The following is a 16111-nucleotide window of genomic DNA, read 5'->3' as shown; positions in this document are numbered from 1 at the left end:
GGGTACAGGGCATGAGGATTCGCCTGACGAGATGGCGGCGCTCCGTCGGGAGCGCCGCCGTCGCGTTGTGTACGGCGGCCGCACTCGGCGGGGCGTCGGCCACACCGGCGGCCGCGGCGGCCGGGCCGACGCCCGTCACGTCGTACGCGTACACCAGCGTGGCGGGGGACTACATCGGGCAGGGGCGGGCCGGTACGTACCGGGAGCCGGCTGCGGAGATCACCATGGCGGGCGATGCCGGGTACGCCCGGGTGAGCGTCAGGGCCCCCGGCGAATGGTGGGAGATCGACCTCGCCGCTCCCAAGGGCGAGCGGCTGCGGCCCGGCGTCTACCGGAACGCCGAGCGGGCCGTTGCCCGTACGGGCCGCTCTCCGGGCCTCGACGTCTGGGGCAACGGCCGCCAATGCAACGAGCTGTACGGCCAGTTCACCGTTGACCAGGTAGCCACCGACGACACCGGCGCGATCACGCTCTTGGACGCTTCGTACACGCAGAAGTGCGAGTCGGCGACCGCCCCGCCGCTCAAGGGGACGGTCAAGTACCGGGCGCTGCCGCTGTCGTACGCGTACAAGAGCGAGCCGGGGGACTGGATCGGCCAGGGGAAGTCGGCGACGCACCTGGGGGCGACCAGCACCTTCACGCTCCAGAACGCCCCGGAGGACGGCGTCGGGTTCGCGGTCGAAGGCAAGCGGGAGGAATGGACGGCGGAGTTCCGGCCGCCGCCGGGCGAGCGGCTGGCGTCCGGGCGTACGTACCAGGTCACCGACGCCCAGGGCAGCGCTCGGATGGACGTATCCGGCAACCATCACGGCTGCAACACGACCACCGGCGAATTCACCGTCGATCGCCTGTACTTCGCCGACGGCGGTACGCCGACGGGTCTCGCCGTCCGCTTCAAGCAGTTCTGTGACGGCAGTACCGCGGCGCTGACGGGCACCATCCACCACGGCGCCTGAGAGGAGTTGCGGGCCGCACCCTTCCAGGGGCGCGGCCCGCCCCCCCCGCGTCCCACAGGTGGCGGTTGGCCGGTTCTGTGGCTTGTGCCCCTCTCGGGGCGTCCACATAATCGCAACGCTCTGCCGCGTCGCGGTGCCCCCTCCCCCACGTAATCGCTCTGCCGGTGGGCGCCCTCCGACGTGAACTTGGCATGAGCCGGTCAGCGCAGACCGGCGGTGGCCGATGGCGCGCAACCCCCTTCGAGAGGACGTCCGTTGACCCGCTCCGCGACATTTCTGAAGAGATCCGTGGCCCTCGGCGCAATCGCCCTGGCAGCCCTGTCCCTCCAGCCCGGCGCCGCACACGCGGCCCCCGAACCGACCCCGTCGACGTCGAGCAGCGCACCCGGTTCGAAGATCGTCGGCGGCGTGCCCGCCGCGCAGGGCGAGTTCCCGTTCATGGTCCGGCTGTCCATGGGCTGCGGCGGCGCGCTCTACCGGCCGGACATCGTGCTCACCGCCGCGCACTGTGTGGACGGCAGCGGCAACAACACCTCCATCACCGCCACCGCCGGCGTGGTGGACCTCCAGAGCTCCAGCGCGATCAAAATCAAGTCCACCAAGGTGCTCCAGGCCCCCGGCTACAACGGATCGGGCAAGGACTGGGCGCTGATCAAGCTGGCCCGCCCGGTCACCAACCTGCCCACCCTCCCCGTCACCACGGACGGACGCTACGACTCGGGCGACTTCGTCGTCGCCGGGTGGGGCGCGACCCGCGAGGGCGGCGGCCAGCAGCGCTACCTGCGCAAGGCGACCGTTCCGTTCGTCGACACCCCCACCTGCCAGCGCGCGTACGGGGGTTCCTACATCCCCGGTGAGGAGATCTGCGCCGGGATCATGTCCACCGGCGGCGTCGACACCTGCCAGGGCGACTCCGGTGGCCCGATGTTCCGCAAGGACAACAACGGCGCCTGGATACAGGTCGGCATCACCAGCTGGGGCGACGGCTGCGCGCGGCCGGGCAAGCCGGGCGTCTACACGCGGGTGAGCGCCTTCGCGAAGGCCATCGCGACCGCCGCGGACCAACTGCGGCGCTGAGCCGGGACGATCGGGGCGGGGCGGCGCTTCGGCCGCCCCGCCCTTCTGCTTGCCCCCGTACCGGAACCGCGACCGGTACCGACCGCACCGGAACCGGTACCGACCCATCCAGATACGGATACGTCGCCGTTCTCGACAAGTGGCCTGTTTCAGAACCTTGTGCGTCTTTGGTGTGCGTCCACATAATCACAACGCTCCAGTCACGTAGCGGCACTTCCGGCGCAGTACTGCGCGCCGATGGTGCTGCCGCGTGCTGCGCGGCACGAGCTGGACACTGCTGTACCTCCCCGACGCGAGAGGAAAATCCTTGAAGCGCTCCGCGAGATGTATCAAGCGTTCCATAGCCGTTGGCGCCGCCGTGGCGGCTGCGGTCGCACTCCAGTCGGCGGGCGGCGCCAGTGCCGCCCCGGCACCGACGCCGACCCCCGGCCAGCAGATCATCGGCGGGCCGCCCGCCGCACAGGGCGAGTTCCCGTTCATGGTCCGGCTCTCCATGGGCTGCGGCGGCTCCCTCATCAGGGACAACGTCGTGCTCACCGCCGCGCACTGCGTGGAGGGCAGCGGTCCCGACACGTCCATCACCGTCACCGCGGGCGTCGTCGACCTCCAGGACCCCAAGGCCGTCAAGGTGAAGTCGGCCGAGGTCCTTCAGGCCCCCGGCTACAACGGCAAGGGCAAGGACTGGGCCCTGATCAGGCTGGCCACGCCGATCAAGGACGCGGAAACGCTGCATCTCGCCGAGGACGACTCGTTCGACCACGGCAAGTTCACCATCACCGGCTGGGGCGCGGACAAGGAAGGCGGCGCCCAGCAGCGCTTCCTGCGCAAGGCCAAGGTCCCGTTCGTGAACACGACCGCCTGCCAGCTGGCGTACGGCAGCGAGCTGACCCCGGGCGAGGAGATCTGCGCCGGCTTCGTGGCCGAGGGCGGCGTCGACACCTGCCAGGGCGACTCCGGCGGGCCGATGTTCCGCCGCGACGAGGACGGCGACTGGGTCCAGGTCGGCATCACCAGCTGGGGCGAGGGCTGCGCGCGGCCCGGCAAGCCCGGCGTCTACACGAAGGTGAGCGCCTTCTCCGCGCAGATCGAGAAGGCCGCCAACAAGCTGGCCGGCTGACCGGACGCGCGTCCCGGGCCGCACACGTGGCGGCCCGGGACGCGCGCGTGGTGGCCCGGGACGCGCGCGTGGTGGCCCGGGCCCCGCACGCCGCCCCGCAAACCCCTCGCCTTCCCGGCAGCGCGCCGACCGGCCCTCCCGGCACACACCCGATGCTGCCGCAATGCGGAGGCGCGCTCGGGTGGGTGGCCGGGCCCTGTCAGCGGTCCGTGGAGCCGGGGGGTTCGGGGGCGCCGGGGAGGGTGTGGTGGTCGTGGACGACGGCGTGGGCGAGGACGGCCAGGTCGGTGTCCTGAGCTTGGGCGTGGGCGCGCAGCAGGGCCAGGGCCTGGTCGGCGGTGAGGCCGTGGCGGTAGGAGATCATGCCGATGGCCTGGTGGACGACGGCGTCGGTGGGCAGCAGCCAGGCGTGGGCGAGGTCGTCCTCGTCCGGTAGGGGAGAGGCCAGGAGCAGAAGTTCGGTGGCGTCGGCGTGGTCCTGGGCGGTTTGCAGGTCGGGGCCGGTGATGGGGCCGGGCCGGTCGCGGTAGAGGGTCAGGACGAGTCCGGCCCGCGGTGCGGGGCCGGTGTCGCTGAGGACGGGCAGGGCGAAGGCGGCGCGGATGTGGTGTGCGGTGGCCTGCTGGGCGTAGACGGGCCACTGGCGGGTGGCGTCGGGGTCGTCGAGGTCGTCGGCGAGGACCGGGGCGCGTTGGCGCAGGGCCTGGACGCAGGGGCCTTGGCCGAGGTTGATCTGCAGTGATTCGCCCCGCTCGGCCAGGGGGCCGGCGAAGCACAGCGAGACCCGCTGCGCCAGGGCGGCGTCCGCCGCCAGGGTGAGCCCCACCGAATACTCGCCGCGCAGCGCCGCCCGGCATGCCTCGCCGACGCGCCGGGCGGGGTGGGCCTGGCCTGCGTGGCGGGCGGCGAGGATCACGGCCTCCGCCCGGGGGCCGGTCATGGGGAACCCGGTGCGGAAACGGGCAGGGGTGCGGCCGTGTGGTGGGTACCCATGAGAAGTATCCGATTTCCGGCATTCACCGCCGATGCTGCCCCGATCGGAAGCCAATGTCAGGATTCGTTGGCGGTCCAGCGTCGCCTGCGGGCAGCCTGTGTTCTCACCGTACGCCTCGCCCGGACGCCGCACAGTGTTTGCGGGAGGCCGGGGCATATTCCGCCTCTTTCGTCAGGGCCGGGTCCGGGCTTGGGTACCTGCCCTTCCGGAGCCCAGGGGCCAGGTGTCCGCGCGGCCGGAAGTCCCTACACTGAAAGCCATCGGGTGTCCGCCTCTGGGCCGCAGGGGCTCCTCCCGGGAAGGGCTGGGCAGGAAGGTGAACGGTGGGCGCCAACCGTGACTTGGCGGCCGTGCTGGAAAGCCTGCACCCCGCGTCCGGTGATCCGGGCCTGATCGGCGCCGATCCGCGCCTGTGTGCCCAGGTGCTGCGGGTGGACGGCGTGGCCGTGTCCGTGACGACCGGCAGCGGCCTGAGCGAGCTGCTGTGGTCCACGCCGGGTGCCAGCACGCGGCTGGAGGACCTGCAGTACGAGCTGGGCCAGGGGCCGGGCCCGGAGGCGGCCGCAAGCTGCGCGCCGGTACTGGCACCGGACCTGTCGCGCGTGCCGACCGGCCGGTGGCCCACGCTGCTGCCCCAGCTCACGGAGCTGGGCATCGGCGCCGTCTTCTGCTTCCCACTGGCGGTCGGATCCGCCTGCCTGGGCACCCTGTCCCTGCAGCGCGCCACCTCCGGCCCGCTGCCGGACTCCACGATGACCGACGCCTGGCTGGTGGCCAACGCCCTGACCGCCGTCCTCCTGCAGGGCGGCCCGCAGCAGCACGCCTTCGCTGCCGCCGAGGAGGGCTCGGACTTCTACCGGGCCGCCGTCCACCAGGCCAGCGGCATGATCAGCGTGCAGGCCGGCACCACTTTGGCCCAGGCACTGCTGCGGCTACGGGCCCACGCCTTCCGCCACGGACGCCCGGTGACGGAGGTCGCCGAGGACGTGGTGGCCCGGCGGTTGCACTTCAGAGATGATGAAAACGGGCCGGACACCGCTGCCGGCGAAGGGACTGAAGGGCCATGACACGTGAAGAGCAGCTACTGGCGGCCATGGTCGACGCCGTCGACACCCTCGTCGACGACTTCGACCTGATCGACTTCCTGCACCAGCTGTGCGACCGCTGCAACGAGCTGCTGGACGTGACGGCCGTGGGCGTCATGCTCACCGACCCGGACGGCAGGCTTCACCTGATCGCCGCGTCCGACGAGCACACCCGGCTGCTGGAACTGTTCGCCCTGCAGACCGACCAGGGCCCCTGTGTGGAGTGCCACCGCAGCGGCACCGCGCGGCTCAACGTCGACCTGGGCTCCCCTGCGCAGACCGCCGCGTTCCCGCTCTTCGCCGAACGCGCCCGCCGGACCGGTTTCACCACCACCCACGCCCTGCCCATGCGGCTGCGCCAGCAGATCGTGGGCGCCCTGAACCTCTTCCAGGCCCACGAACAGAACATCAGCGACAGCGACGCACGGATAGCGCAGGCCCTGGCGGACGTGGCGACCATCGCCATCTTGCAGCACCGCACCATCGTGCACGGCAACATCGAGCGGGCCCAGCTGAAGGCCGCCCTGTCCAGCCGCATCGTCATCGAGCAGGCCAAGGGCATCCTGTCCGAACGCTGGAGCACCGACCTCGACACCGCCTTCGACGCCCTGCGCCACCATGCCCGCGCCCACCAGCTGACCCTGACCAACGTGTGCAAGCAGCTCATCGACGGCACGCTCGACACCGCCGACATACAGCGTCCCTGAGCCGCCTGCCGACCACACGCCCCGGTCCGCACCGCTGCGGCCCGGTTCCGTCCCGGATCCCGGCGGAAGGACGGTCCTCCCGCCGCGCCGCCCCGTAGTACAGGGAGGCTCATGGACCACGACCACCACGCCGCGGCGTGGCAGCGCGTCAGCGCCGCCGTGACCACCGGCGGTCCCAGCCTTTCCACCGCCTGCCGCGCCTGCGCCGAGGATCTGGACGCCGACTTCGCCGGTGTCACCCTCGTCGTCGCCGGAGAGCTGCGCCTGCTGGGCGCGGCCACCGACGAACGCGCCCGTCTGCTGGAGGACGCCCAACTGGTCACCGGGGAAGGCCCGTGCACCGACGCCTACACCCACCGCAGACCCGTCGAAGCAGCCGACCTGCACCACGCGACCGAACGCTGGCCGGCCTACGCCCCCATCGCCTGCGACCAACAAGCCCGCAGCGTCCTGGCCCTGCCCCTGGTCGTCGGCAGCCTTCCCGTCGGCGCCCTGGACCTCTACCGCCAACAGCCCACCGCCTTCACCCCCACCCAGCAGGACCGCGCCGGCGCCTACGCCCGCATCCTGGCCCTCCTCGCCCTCGACGAGCATCCCCACCTGCTCACCGGCCCCACCCGCCCCGCCCAGCGTGGACCGCAGGGCTACCCGCCCACCGTCCACATGGCCGCCGGCGTCCTCGCCGCGAAATACGGCCTCACCCCCGACGACGCCCTCGCCCGTCTGCGTGCCCGCTCCTTCCGCACCAGCCAGCCCCTGCTAAACACCGCCCAGCACGTCCTGGACACCCACCAACTCGAATAGGCCTCCCGGGGGGAGAGCGCCGTTCTTGATGACGCGTATGAGGGAGCCGACCTGCGTACGGTTGGTGGCGACGACCGCGTACGGGGTTTCGCTCTCACGGATGTGCACGGTGCCGTCTGGGGCGGCGGCGAGCCCCAGGCAGTTGCTGGAATCCGCACAGTATGACGAGGTCTGCCAACGGAGTGACAAAGCTGTGCCTTTCAGAGTTCGCGAATGATGCCGCGGATGAAATCCCTGGATGCCGCCGGGCTGAGGGATGCCTGCTTCAGCAGCTCGATGACGGCGTCGTAGCGCGCCAGTTGAGCTGAGGCGTCCTGGAAGGCGGGCCCGCCCATTTGGTCCAGCTGTACGGTGTCGAGTTCAGGCGTCGGCCCGGACGCGTACAAGATGGTCTGCCCGGAGCCAGGGAACTCTCCTGCGGAGAAGGGGATGACCAGTACGGTCACGTTGTCGCGTTCGCTCGTCGAGACAATGTGTTCGAGCTGCTTGCGCGACGTCGTGCGCCCACCGAACTGCATGCGAAGCGCCGCCTCGTGGATGATCGCTGTGTACGAGACGGCGTCGTCCCGGTAGAGAACGGCTTGCCGCTTCATGCGGAACGAGGTGCGATGCTCCACCTCGGAGGGCGGCAAAGGCGGCACGCCCAGATCGAAGACGATGCGCGCGTGATCAACGGTCTGGAGAAGGCCGGGCAACGTGGAGGTTTGCGCTGTGCGCAGCTCCGTTGCGTGGAACTCAAGCTCGGCGATGTCGATCTGCCCAGGGGGAAGGATGCCGCGGTATTCCTCCCACCAGTAGCGAGTACGGTCGCCCGTCATTGCCGCCAGAGCGTCGATGAGCTTCTGGTTTCCGCAGGCATAGTTGCACGCCAGCGTGCGCAGGCGGTCGGCGCTGATGCCTGCTCGGCCGCACTCGATATTGCTTATGCGCGCCTGGTCGACACCGAGGAGAGCGCCGGCGGCCGAGGCGGTCATGCCGGCGTTCTCCCGGAGTTTGCGCAGCTCGGCACCGAGTCGCTGTTGGCGAAATGTAGGTGCAACTCTCGGTGGCATCAGCCCTCGCTTCCCTGTCGCGGCCAGTCTGCCCAAGCGGTCTCGCAGGGTCTAGAGGAACATGGATTTCCCGTAGGTGGGCACATGCATGCTCCAGCGCCGCTACTCTGTGACCCGGGTCACTCACGCCGACGCGTGAGTCAACTGCGCATCCGTAACGGAGGCTTGCCATGCCCAGTGACTGGGACTATGCGTTCGAAATGCCTGACCACCCGCGGGCTCCGCGGGTCGCTCGGCGGGTGGTGCGGCTGGTGCTGGAGGAGCATGGGGAGCGGGAACTCGTCGACCAGGCCGAGTTGTTGGCCTCCGAGCTGATCGCTAACTCGCATCGGTATGCGAAGGGGCCCGCCAACGTGCGGGTGAAGCGGATCGGGGCGCGGTTGCGCGTCAGCGTGTGGGACGGGAACCCGGACCTGCCGAGCTTCGGCACGGCCGCGGTGTCCGGGCCCGGGGACGAGGCGGGGCGGGGGCTCGGGCTGGTCAGGTTGTGTGCCGAGAGTTATGGGGGGTTCGCGTACGGGGCGGGGGCGTTGGGGTCGGGGGGCGGCAAGGTGATGTGGTTCGAGTTGGGGGACGAGGGGGCTTGGCGCGGGCTCGGGTGAGGAGGAGGCGGTGGCCGGCGCGCCGCCGCGAGGGGCTGACGCCAGAGTGAGCGGCAAGGTTGGAGCCCCGCCCTCTCCACGGGGTCGGCCGCAGGAGAGGGCGGGGCAGCTTGTGGAGCCGGCGTGGTCAGGACGGGTGGACCGCCTCGGCCATGACGGTGGCGGTCTTGATGATCAGGGGAGTGTCGCCCGCGGCGGTGGGTTGTGCCGGCTTGTGGGTGAAGGCCGCGAGGATGACCGGGGTGCCGTCGGGGGTCCAGGCGATGCCTGCGTCGTTGCTCGTTCCGTACGTGCTGCCGCCGCCGGACTTGTCCGCCACCTTCCAGTCCTTCGGCAGCCCCTTGCGGAACCGGTCGGCGCTGGTGGTGTTGCGCAGCAGCCAGTCGGTCAGGAGGGCGCGGTCGGGTCCGTTCAGGGCGTTGCCGAGGACGAGGCGGCGGTAGGTGCGGGCGATGGCGTACGGGGTGGTGGTGTCCGTACGGCGGCCCGGCTCGGCCGAGTTCAGCTCCGGCTCCCAGCGGTCGAGGCGGGTGACCGGGTCGCCGAGGGAGCGGCAGAAGCGGGTGACGGCGGTCGGGCCGCCCAGCTCGCGCATGAGGAGGTTGGCGGCGGCGTTGTCGCTGTAGCGGATCGTCGCGTCGCAGAGGGCGCTTACGGTCATGCCGGTGGCGGTGTGGCGGGAGGTGACGGGCGTGTGGCCGGCCTTTTGCACGTCGGCCTCGGTGTAGTGGATCACGCGGGACAGCTGGGTGCCGTCCTGGTCGAGGTCGCGCAGTACGGCCGCGACGGCGAGCGTCTTGAAGACGGAGCAGATCGGGAACCGCTCGTGTGCGCGATGGAGTACGGACGCGCCGGTGGCGAGGTTGAGGGCGAAGACCCCGATGCGGGCCTGGTGGTCACGCTCCAGCTGGCGGAGCTTGTGGGTGGCGGTGGCGGTGGCGGTGGCGGTGGCGGTGGCAGTGGCCCGGGAGGGCGTGCCGGCTCCGGCCGCGCTCGCCGGCGTGGTGCCGAGGGCGAGCGCGCCGCCGAGGCCGAGGCCGGCGCCGAGCAGTGACCGCCGGGTGAGTGACGACATGGGCTTGTGCATGGGGTGTCCCTTCCCTGGTTCCCCGGGTGGTTGTTGCTGGTGGGGACGTTGGGGGTGGTGGGGTGGTTGCGCCACCGCGAGGGGCCCTACGGGGTGGTTCAGAGGGCGTCGTTCAGTTCGCTCTGCCAGTACGTGACCTTGGCGGAGTCGTCGATGTACGTGTCCTTGGGGAGCGTGAGGCGGGTCGAGCGGTCGCCGTAGCCGCCGTCGCGGTTCGCGAAGAACACCTGGAGGCGGTGCACCGTCTTCCCCCCGCCGGCCTCCCCGGTCGGGTCCGACGTGCGGACGGCCGCGTACGCGGACTGACCAGGCTCCACGGACACCACGGCCTGCGGCCGGCTGTCCTCCATGACCGCGGTGGGCGCCTGGGCGTCGTCGAAGCGGAGGGACGGGTAGTAGTAGGCGTCGCAGCGGGTGGAGCCGGTGTTGGTGACGGTGAGGAGCAGGTGGTTGATGGGGCGGCTGAGCTTGGAGACGGTCACCTTGGTGTTGGCCGCGGTGCAGGTGGTGGACGACTTGCCGTTCGGCGCGGAGTTCTGCTTGCCGCCGGGGCCGGACTTGGCCGGGGCGGCGTGCGAGCCCGCTCCCGAGGGGGACTTCACCGACGGGCCCGTACCGCCCGTACCGCCCGCGCCTCCCGTACCTGCCGAGCCGTCCGCTCCTTCCACAGGGGCGGATCCGGCCGCGGAGTCCGGGCCGGGAGAGGCCGCGGGCCGGTCGGCACCGGCGGCCTTCTTGCCGTCCTCGGCACCGCCGCACGCGGTCAGCGAGAGCGCGGCGGCGACGGCCGCGGCGGAGGCGGCGATACGGGCGGTCCGGGTGGTGAAGAGGCGTGAGCGCATGGGTGTTTTCCCCCTGGGGCGGACGAACGTGAGCGGTGGGTCAGAGGCGGTGTACGAGGGCCGTGATGACGACGACACAGAAGGCGAGTACGCCCAGTGCCGCGAGATCGGCGGGTTCGAGAGGAAAGCGGAAACGGGTCCGCACGGTTGCTCCCCGGTAAGGCCCTGGCCAGGGCGTCGTCGGTGGTCACAGCCTGGGCGACGTTCCGTCCCGGGCACAACGCCGGGCGGCACATCCGGGACGCTGGAACGATTGCGCGTACGCTGACCAGCGGGAATGGGGGTTCCCTGGAACGCGGTCATGGGATGCGGCAGGAGGGGGAAGGGTGAGCACGGCTTCCGGTACGGACGATTTCGCGGCGCTGTTGCGTACGTTGAAGACGAGGTCAGGGCTGAGCTACGGCGCCCTGGCGAAGCGCCTGCATATGAGTACGTCCACGCTGCACCGCTACTGCAACGGCGACGCGGTGCCCACGGATTACGCGCCCGTGGAACGGCTGGCCCGGGTGTGCGGCGCGAAGCCCGAGGAACTGGTCGAGCTGCATCGCCAGTGGATCCTGGCGGACGCGGCGCGGGGGCGGCGGGCGGTGGAGGAGGATGCTCCGGTTCTGGTTCCGGTTCCGGCCCCCGCGCCGGAGCCCGCCCCCGAGCCGGAATCCACCGCTCCGGAGCCCACTGTTCCGGAACCCGCACCCACCCCCACCCGCCGCCCCTCCCGGACCAAGCTCCGCTGGGCCCTGGTGGGCACCGCCGCACTCGCGCTGGCCGTTCCGGTCGTCGTCAGCGGTATGACGTCCTCCGGAGAGGCCGGCCCCGGGGCGGCCCGAGTGAAGGTGCCCGACCACCGTCCGGACAGTGGCGGCCGTGGCGCTGTCCCGGATGGCGGCACCTCCGTTACGCCGTCCCCCTCCGCCTCGGTGTCCGCCTCGGTGTCCGCCGGGCCGACCGGGCAGCCGAAGCAGGACAGCGCGCCGGCCTCCGCGGATCCGGGCAGTGCCGCCACCGGTGGCGGCACGGGCGGCAGCGCACGGCGCGGCGGTACCCCGCTGACCGTCGACGTCCGTACGAACAACTGGGACGACCCCTGCGACCGCTGGTACATGCTCGGCAAGCCGCCCACCGAGGTCCCGCCGCCACCCTCCGGGGTGAGCGCGCGCGGCTGGGCCAACGCGCTGGGCGGGGTGCCCGGCGGCCATCTGCGGGTCTCGCTGGCGGTGCAGGGGACCGGTGACGAGGCGGTCGTGCTGCACTCGCTGAACGTACGGACCACCGCGCGCACGGCCGCGGTGGCGGGCTCGGCGTACTCCATGGGCGACGGCTGCGGCGGCGGGCTCACCCCGGCCTCGTTCGACGTCGGGCTGGACGCGGCGCAGCCGCTGACGCGGCCGATCGCCGGCGAGCAGGGGGACCGGAAGATCCCGGCGACCGACTTCCCGTTCAAGGTCTCGGCGTCCGATCCGCAGGCGCTGTACGTCGACGCGCATACGGAGGCGAACGACGTCAGCTGGTACCTGGAGCTGGAGTGGAGCAGCGGCGGCCGGCGCGGCACGCTGCGCCTGGACGATCACGGCAGGCCGTTCCGTACCAGTGCGATGAAGGGGCGCCCCGCGTACGGCTACCGGTACGACAAGAATGTCTGGGAGCCGATCGAGAACCCGCAGCGCTGACCGCGTGCGGCCACGGGGAAGGCCCCGCCGGAACGGTTGGTTCCGGCGGGGCCTTCGTCCGTACGTGCCAGCCGGGCGTCAGAGCCGCTCGGGCGTGCGGATGCCCAGCAGCGCCATGCCGCGGTGGAGGGTGCGGGCCGTCAGATCGCACAGGAACAGGCGGTTCTCGACCTGCTCGGCGCCGTCCTCGGCCTTCAGGACCGGGCACTGGTCGTAGAAGGTCGTGTAGAGAGAGGCGAGCTGGTAGAGGTACGCGGCCAGCTTGTGCGGCTCGTAGCCGGCCGCCGCCTCCTCCAGCGTCTCCGCGAACTGGTCCAGGTGCAGGCCCAGCGCGCGCTCGGCGGGGGCCAGCGGCAGCTCCGGGTGGGCCTTGGCCGCGGCGTCACCGGCGCGCCGGAAGATGGACTGGATGCGGGCGTACGCGTACTGGATGTACACGCTGGTGTCGCCGTTGAGCGAGACCATCTGGTCCAGGTCGAACTTGTAGTCGCGGGACGCCGAGGTGGACAGGTCCGCGTACTTCACGGCGCCGATACCGACCTGGAAGCCGTTCTCGGTGATCTCCTGCTCGGTCAGGCCGATGTTCTCGCCCTTTTCCCGCACGACCGCGGTCGCCCGCTCCACCGCCTCGTCGAGCAGGTCCACCAGCCGCACCGTCTCGCCCTCACGGGTCTTGAACGGCTTGCCGTCCTTGCCCAGGACGGTGCCGAAGGCGAGCTGTACGGGCTGCACGTCGTCGCCCAGCCAGCCGGCCCGGCGCGCGGTCTCGAAGACCATCTTGAAGTGCAGGGACTGGCGGGCGTCGACCACGTACAGGAGGGTGTTCGCGCCCAGGCCCTGCACGCGGTCGCGGATGGCGGACAGGTCGGTGGCCGCGTAGCCGTAGCCGCCGTTGGACTTCTTGACGATCAGCGGGGTCGGGTTGCCGTCCGGGCCCTTGACGTCGTCGAAGAAGACGCAGAGCGCGCCGTCGGAGCGGACCGCGACGCCGGACTCCTCCAGGAGGCGGCAGGTCTCCTCCAGCATGGCGTTGTAGCCGGACTCGCCGACCACGTCCGCGTCCCGGATCTCCATGTCCAGCTTGTTGAAGACCGAGTAGAAGTAGACCTTCGACTCGTCGACGAAGCGCTGCCACAGGGCGAGCGTCTCCTCGTCGCCGGCCTGGAGGTCCACGACGCGGCGGCGGGCGCGCTCCTTGAACTCCTCGTCGGAGTCGAACAGGGCGCGCGACGCCTTGTAGAGGCGGTTGAGGTTGGACATGGCCTCTTCGCCGGAGACCTCGGCGGAGGCGCCGGCGCTCTTGTGGTCCAGCTCGTGCGGGTGCTCGATCAGGTACTGGATGAGCATGCCGAACTGGGTGCCCCAGTCGCCGATGTGGTGGCGGCGGACCACCTTCTCGCCGGTGAACTCCAGGATCTCCACCATCGCGGCGCCGATCACGGCGGAACGCAGGTGGCCGACGTGCATCTCCTTGGCGACGTTCGGCTGCGCGTAGTCGATGACGGTGGTGCCGGGGTTCTCGGCGTACGGGACGCCGAGGCGGTCGTCGGCGGCGCGGGCGGCCAGGGTACGGACGATCGCCTCGTCGCTGACCGTGATGTTCAGGAAGCCGGGGCCGGAGACCTCGATCTCCTTGATCACGTCGCCGGCGGGGAGCTGCCCGACGACCTGGCCGGCCAGCTCGCGCGGGTTGCCCTTGAGCTTCTTGGCCAGCGCGAGCAGGCCGTTGGCCTGGAAGTCGGCCCGGTCGCTTCGTCGCAGCAGCGGGTCGGCGGCGCCGGCCTCCGGCAGGGCTGCCGTGAGGGCGTCCGCGACGCGCTGGTTGACCGTGGCTGCGAGGGAAGGGACCGAAGTCATGGAATGAAGGCCGTTCCGTTGGTGTGGAAAGGGTTTGCCAGCGAGTATCCCACGGCGGTTCCATCGGTTTTCCACAGGGAAAATCCCGCCGCGGCTCCGTCTGGGAGAATGGGGGCCGTCAGGCTTGTCGAGTGGTGAGAAGAGGAAGGGCCGATCGTGGCTCAGCAGAGCACCGAGACCGACTGGGTCTCCAGGTTCGCGGACGAGGTCGTTGCCGAGGCGGAGCGCCGCGCCCCCGGCAAACCGATCGTCTGCGCCTCGGGCCTGTCCCCTTCCGGCCCCATCCACCTGGGCAATCTGCGTGAGGTCATGACGCCGCACCTGGTCGCGGACGAGATCCGCCGCCGGGGCTTCGAGGTCCGCCACCTGATCTCCTGGGACGACTACGACCGGTACCGCAAGGTGCCGGCCGGCGTCGCGGGCGTCGACGAGTCGTGGGCCGAGCACATCGGCAAGCCGCTGACCTCGGTGCCCGCCCCGGCCGGCTCCGCGTACCCGAACTGGGCCGAGCACTTCAAGGCCGCCATGGTCGAGGCCCTCGCCGAGCTGGGCGTGGAGTACGACGGCATCAGCCAGACCGAGCAGTACACCTCCGGTGCCTACCGCGAGCAGATCCTGCACGCGATGAAGCACCGCGCGCAGATCGACGCGATCCTCGGCCAGTACCGCACCAAGAAGGCCCCCGCGAAGAAGTCGCAGAAGCCTGTCGACGAGGCCGAGCTGGAGGCCGCCGAGGGCTCCGGCGCCGCGGCCGAGGACGACGGCAGCAGCGGCTCGGCGGGTTATTTCCCGTACAAGCCCTACTGCGGCCAGTGCGAGAAGGACCTGACGACCGTCTCCTCCTACGTGGAGGAGACGACCGAGCTGACCTACGCCTGCACGGCCTGCGGCTTCGGCGAGACGGTCCGGCTCAGCGAGTTCGACCGCGGCAAGCTGGTGTGGAAGGTCGACTGGCCGATGCGCTGGGCGTACGAAGGCGTGATCTTCGAGCCGTCCGGTGTGGACCACTCCTCGCCGGGCTCGTCGTTCGTCGTCGGCGGCCAGATCGTGCGCGAGGTCTTCGACGGCGCGCAGCCCATCGGCCCGATGTACGCCTTCGTCGGCATCAGCGGCATGGCCAAGATGTCCTCCTCCAAGGGCGGCGTGCCGACCCCGGGCGACGCGCTGAAGATCATGGAGGCGCCGCTGCTGCGCTGGCTGTACGCGCGCCGCAAGCCCAACCAGGCCTTCAAGATCGCCTTCGACCAGGAGATCCAGCGGCTCTACGACGAGTGGGACAAGCTGGAGGCCAAGGTCGCCGACGGCTCGGTGCTGCCCGCCGACGCCGCCGCGCACTCCCGCGCGGTGCGCACGGCCGCCGGCGAGCTGCCCCGCACCCCGCGCCCGCTCCCGTACCGCACGCTGGCCTCGGTCGCGGACATCACCGGCGGGCACGACGAGCAGACGCTGCGCATCCTCGGCGAGCTGGACCCGGCCGACCCGGTCACGTCCCTGGAGGAGACCCGGCCCCGGCTGGCCAAGGCCGAGTACTGGATCAACACCCAGGTCCCGGCCGAGCAGCGCACGATCGTGCGCGAGGAGCCGGACGCGGAGCTGCTCGGCTCGCTCGACGAGCAGGGCCGCGAGTCGCTGCGGCTGCTGCTGGACGGGCTGGACGAGCACTGGTCGCTGGACGGGCTGACCACGCTCGTCTACGGCGTACCGAAGATCCAGGCGGGCCTGACGCCGGACGCCAAGCCGACGCCGGAGCTGAAGGTGGCGCAGCGCTCGTTCTTCGCGCTGCTCTACAACCTGCTCGTCGGCCGCGACACCGGCCCGCGCCTGCCCACACTGCTGCTGGCGGTCGGCGCGGACCGGGTGCGCAAGCTGCTCGGAGCCTGAGCGAGCGGCGTGGCGCGCGGGCGGGGATGAGGCCCTGACCGCGCGGCTGCGACTTTCGGACCAGGACGGTTTCGGCCCCGGGGACGACGATCCCCGGGGCCGCTCGCGTGAGGGTGGACCCATGCGAGGAATCATCGGAATCATCGTCCTGATCCAGGGGGCCATGGGCGCCCTCGGCCGGACCTTCACGGACAGCACGGGCTGGGGCATCCTGCCGCACTGGTTCGACCTGCCGACGCTCGCGTATGTCGGTATGGCGGCGGCCGGTCTGGCCCTCATCGCGTGGGAGGAGGCGGACAAGAAGCGCAGGAAGCGCGTGGGCCCGGGAGCGTAGCGGCCCGCGGCGCCTGCCGCCCGGCCGCGTTCCGGGCGGGAAACGGCCG

At 71.2% G+C, this 16111-nt stretch carries 16 protein-coding genes; 10 read left to right on the top strand and 6 right to left on the bottom strand.

Going from position 1 to position 16111, the window contains the following annotated elements; translation table 11 throughout:
- Nucleotides 1–11 precede the first annotated feature (11 nt).
- The 3 genes from ACH4K4_RS21310 to ACH4K4_RS21300 all read left to right on the top strand — a co-directional run bounded on the left by ACH4K4_RS21310 (nucleotide 12) and on the right by ACH4K4_RS21300 (nucleotide 3150).
- Nucleotides 12–956, top strand: coding sequence for a hypothetical protein (locus tag ACH4K4_RS21310; protein ID WP_398169172.1), 945 nt, complete (start codon nucleotides 12–14; stop codon nucleotides 954–956).
- A gap of 255 nt (nucleotides 957–1211) precedes the next feature.
- Nucleotides 1212–2033 carry a serine protease gene (locus tag ACH4K4_RS21305; protein WP_398169170.1) on the top strand — a complete coding sequence of 274 codons (822 nt, stop codon included), beginning with the start codon at nucleotides 1212–1214 and terminating at the stop codon, nucleotides 2031–2033.
- A 358-nt stretch (nucleotides 2034–2391) separates the two neighbouring features.
- A complete protein-coding gene (locus ACH4K4_RS21300; RefSeq protein WP_398169168.1) occupies nucleotides 2392–3150 on the top strand; it encodes a S1 family peptidase in 759 nt (252 codons plus the stop codon).
- Nucleotides 3151–3349: 199 nt separating this feature from the next.
- On the opposite strand, the gene ACH4K4_RS21295 is transcribed toward ACH4K4_RS21300, so the two are convergent.
- Nucleotides 3350–4090 carry an ANTAR domain-containing protein gene (locus ACH4K4_RS21295; protein WP_398169166.1) on the bottom strand — a complete coding sequence of 247 codons (741 nt, stop codon included), beginning with the start codon at nucleotides 4088–4090 and terminating at the stop codon, nucleotides 3350–3352.
- A 377-nt stretch (nucleotides 4091–4467) separates the two neighbouring features.
- Between ACH4K4_RS21295 and ACH4K4_RS21290 the strand changes: the two genes are divergently transcribed.
- The 3 genes from ACH4K4_RS21290 to ACH4K4_RS21280 all read left to right on the top strand — a co-directional run bounded on the left by ACH4K4_RS21290 (nucleotide 4468) and on the right by ACH4K4_RS21280 (nucleotide 6740).
- A complete protein-coding gene (locus ACH4K4_RS21290; protein WP_398169165.1) occupies nucleotides 4468–5211 on the top strand; it encodes a GAF and ANTAR domain-containing protein in 744 nt (247 codons plus the stop codon).
- On the top strand, nucleotides 5208–5936 hold the full coding sequence (locus ACH4K4_RS21285; RefSeq protein ID WP_398169164.1) for an ANTAR domain-containing protein: 729 nt from the start codon (nucleotides 5208–5210) through the stop codon (nucleotides 5934–5936). The genes ACH4K4_RS21290 and ACH4K4_RS21285 overlap by 4 nt, the downstream gene beginning before the upstream one ends.
- Nucleotides 5937–6047: 111 nt before the next feature.
- Nucleotides 6048–6740 (top strand): GAF and ANTAR domain-containing protein, encoded by a 693-nt coding sequence (locus tag ACH4K4_RS21280; RefSeq protein ID WP_398169162.1) that lies wholly within the window; start codon nucleotides 6048–6050, stop codon nucleotides 6738–6740.
- On the opposite strand, the gene ACH4K4_RS21275 is transcribed toward ACH4K4_RS21280, so the two are convergent.
- Nucleotides 6696–6929 (bottom strand): DUF397 domain-containing protein, encoded by a 234-nt coding sequence (locus ACH4K4_RS21275; RefSeq protein ID WP_398169161.1) that lies wholly within the window; start codon nucleotides 6927–6929, stop codon nucleotides 6696–6698. The two genes, ACH4K4_RS21280 and ACH4K4_RS21275, sit on opposite strands and share 45 nt — an antisense overlap.
- 11 nt (nucleotides 6930–6940) lie before the next feature.
- Nucleotides 6941–7792 (bottom strand): helix-turn-helix domain-containing protein, encoded by an 852-nt coding sequence (locus tag ACH4K4_RS21270; protein WP_398169159.1) that lies wholly within the window; start codon nucleotides 7790–7792, stop codon nucleotides 6941–6943.
- 170 nt (nucleotides 7793–7962) lie between these two features.
- On the opposite strand from ACH4K4_RS21270, the gene ACH4K4_RS21265 reads away from it, so the two are divergent.
- Entirely contained in the window at nucleotides 7963–8394 is a 432-nt protein-coding gene (locus tag ACH4K4_RS21265; RefSeq protein WP_398169157.1) for an ATP-binding protein, read from the top strand.
- Nucleotides 8395–8521: 127 nt separating this feature from the next.
- Here ACH4K4_RS21265 and bla read toward each other — a convergent pair whose 3' ends face one another.
- Together bla and ACH4K4_RS21255 are read right to left on the bottom strand one after the other, a co-directional pair.
- Nucleotides 8522–9481 carry a class A beta-lactamase gene (bla, locus tag ACH4K4_RS21260; RefSeq protein ID WP_398169155.1) on the bottom strand — a complete coding sequence of 320 codons (960 nt, stop codon included), beginning with the start codon at nucleotides 9479–9481 and terminating at the stop codon, nucleotides 8522–8524.
- Nucleotides 9482–9579: 98 nt separating this feature from the next.
- Complete coding sequence (locus ACH4K4_RS21255; protein WP_398169153.1) at nucleotides 9580–10323, bottom strand: DUF4232 domain-containing protein; 744 nt, start codon at nucleotides 10321–10323, stop codon at nucleotides 9580–9582.
- A gap of 326 nt (nucleotides 10324–10649) precedes the next feature.
- Between ACH4K4_RS21255 and ACH4K4_RS21250 the strand changes: the two genes are divergently transcribed.
- Entirely contained in the window at nucleotides 10650–11990 is a 1341-nt protein-coding gene (locus ACH4K4_RS21250) for a helix-turn-helix domain-containing protein (protein ID WP_398169152.1), read from the top strand.
- Between the two features lie 78 nt (nucleotides 11991–12068).
- Here the strand turns inward: ACH4K4_RS21250 and argS are convergent, their stop codons facing one another.
- The gene (gene argS, locus ACH4K4_RS21245; RefSeq protein WP_398169150.1) at nucleotides 12069–13847 is read right to left on the bottom strand and encodes an arginine--tRNA ligase; all 1779 of its coding nucleotides are present in this window, start codon (nucleotides 13845–13847) and stop codon (nucleotides 12069–12071) included.
- Nucleotides 13848–14003: 156 nt separating this feature from the next.
- Here argS and lysS point away from each other — a divergent pair, with 156 nt between their 5' ends.
- Nucleotides 14004–15728 (top strand): lysine--tRNA ligase, encoded by a 1725-nt coding sequence (lysS, locus tag ACH4K4_RS21240; RefSeq protein ID WP_398169148.1) that lies wholly within the window; start codon nucleotides 14004–14006, stop codon nucleotides 15726–15728.
- A 121-nt stretch (nucleotides 15729–15849) separates the two neighbouring features.
- Nucleotides 15850–16062, top strand: coding sequence for a hypothetical protein (locus tag ACH4K4_RS21235; protein ID WP_398169147.1), 213 nt, complete (start codon nucleotides 15850–15852; stop codon nucleotides 16060–16062).
- Nucleotides 16063–16111 lie beyond the last annotated feature (49 nt).

This window comes from Streptomyces sp. NPDC017529, from assembly GCF_044329785.1.
Lineage (GTDB): Bacteria > Actinomycetota > Actinomycetes > Streptomycetales > Streptomycetaceae > Streptomyces.
Note: the sequence above shows the minus strand (reverse complement) of the source record. Positions and strands in the feature narration are given on the sequence as shown.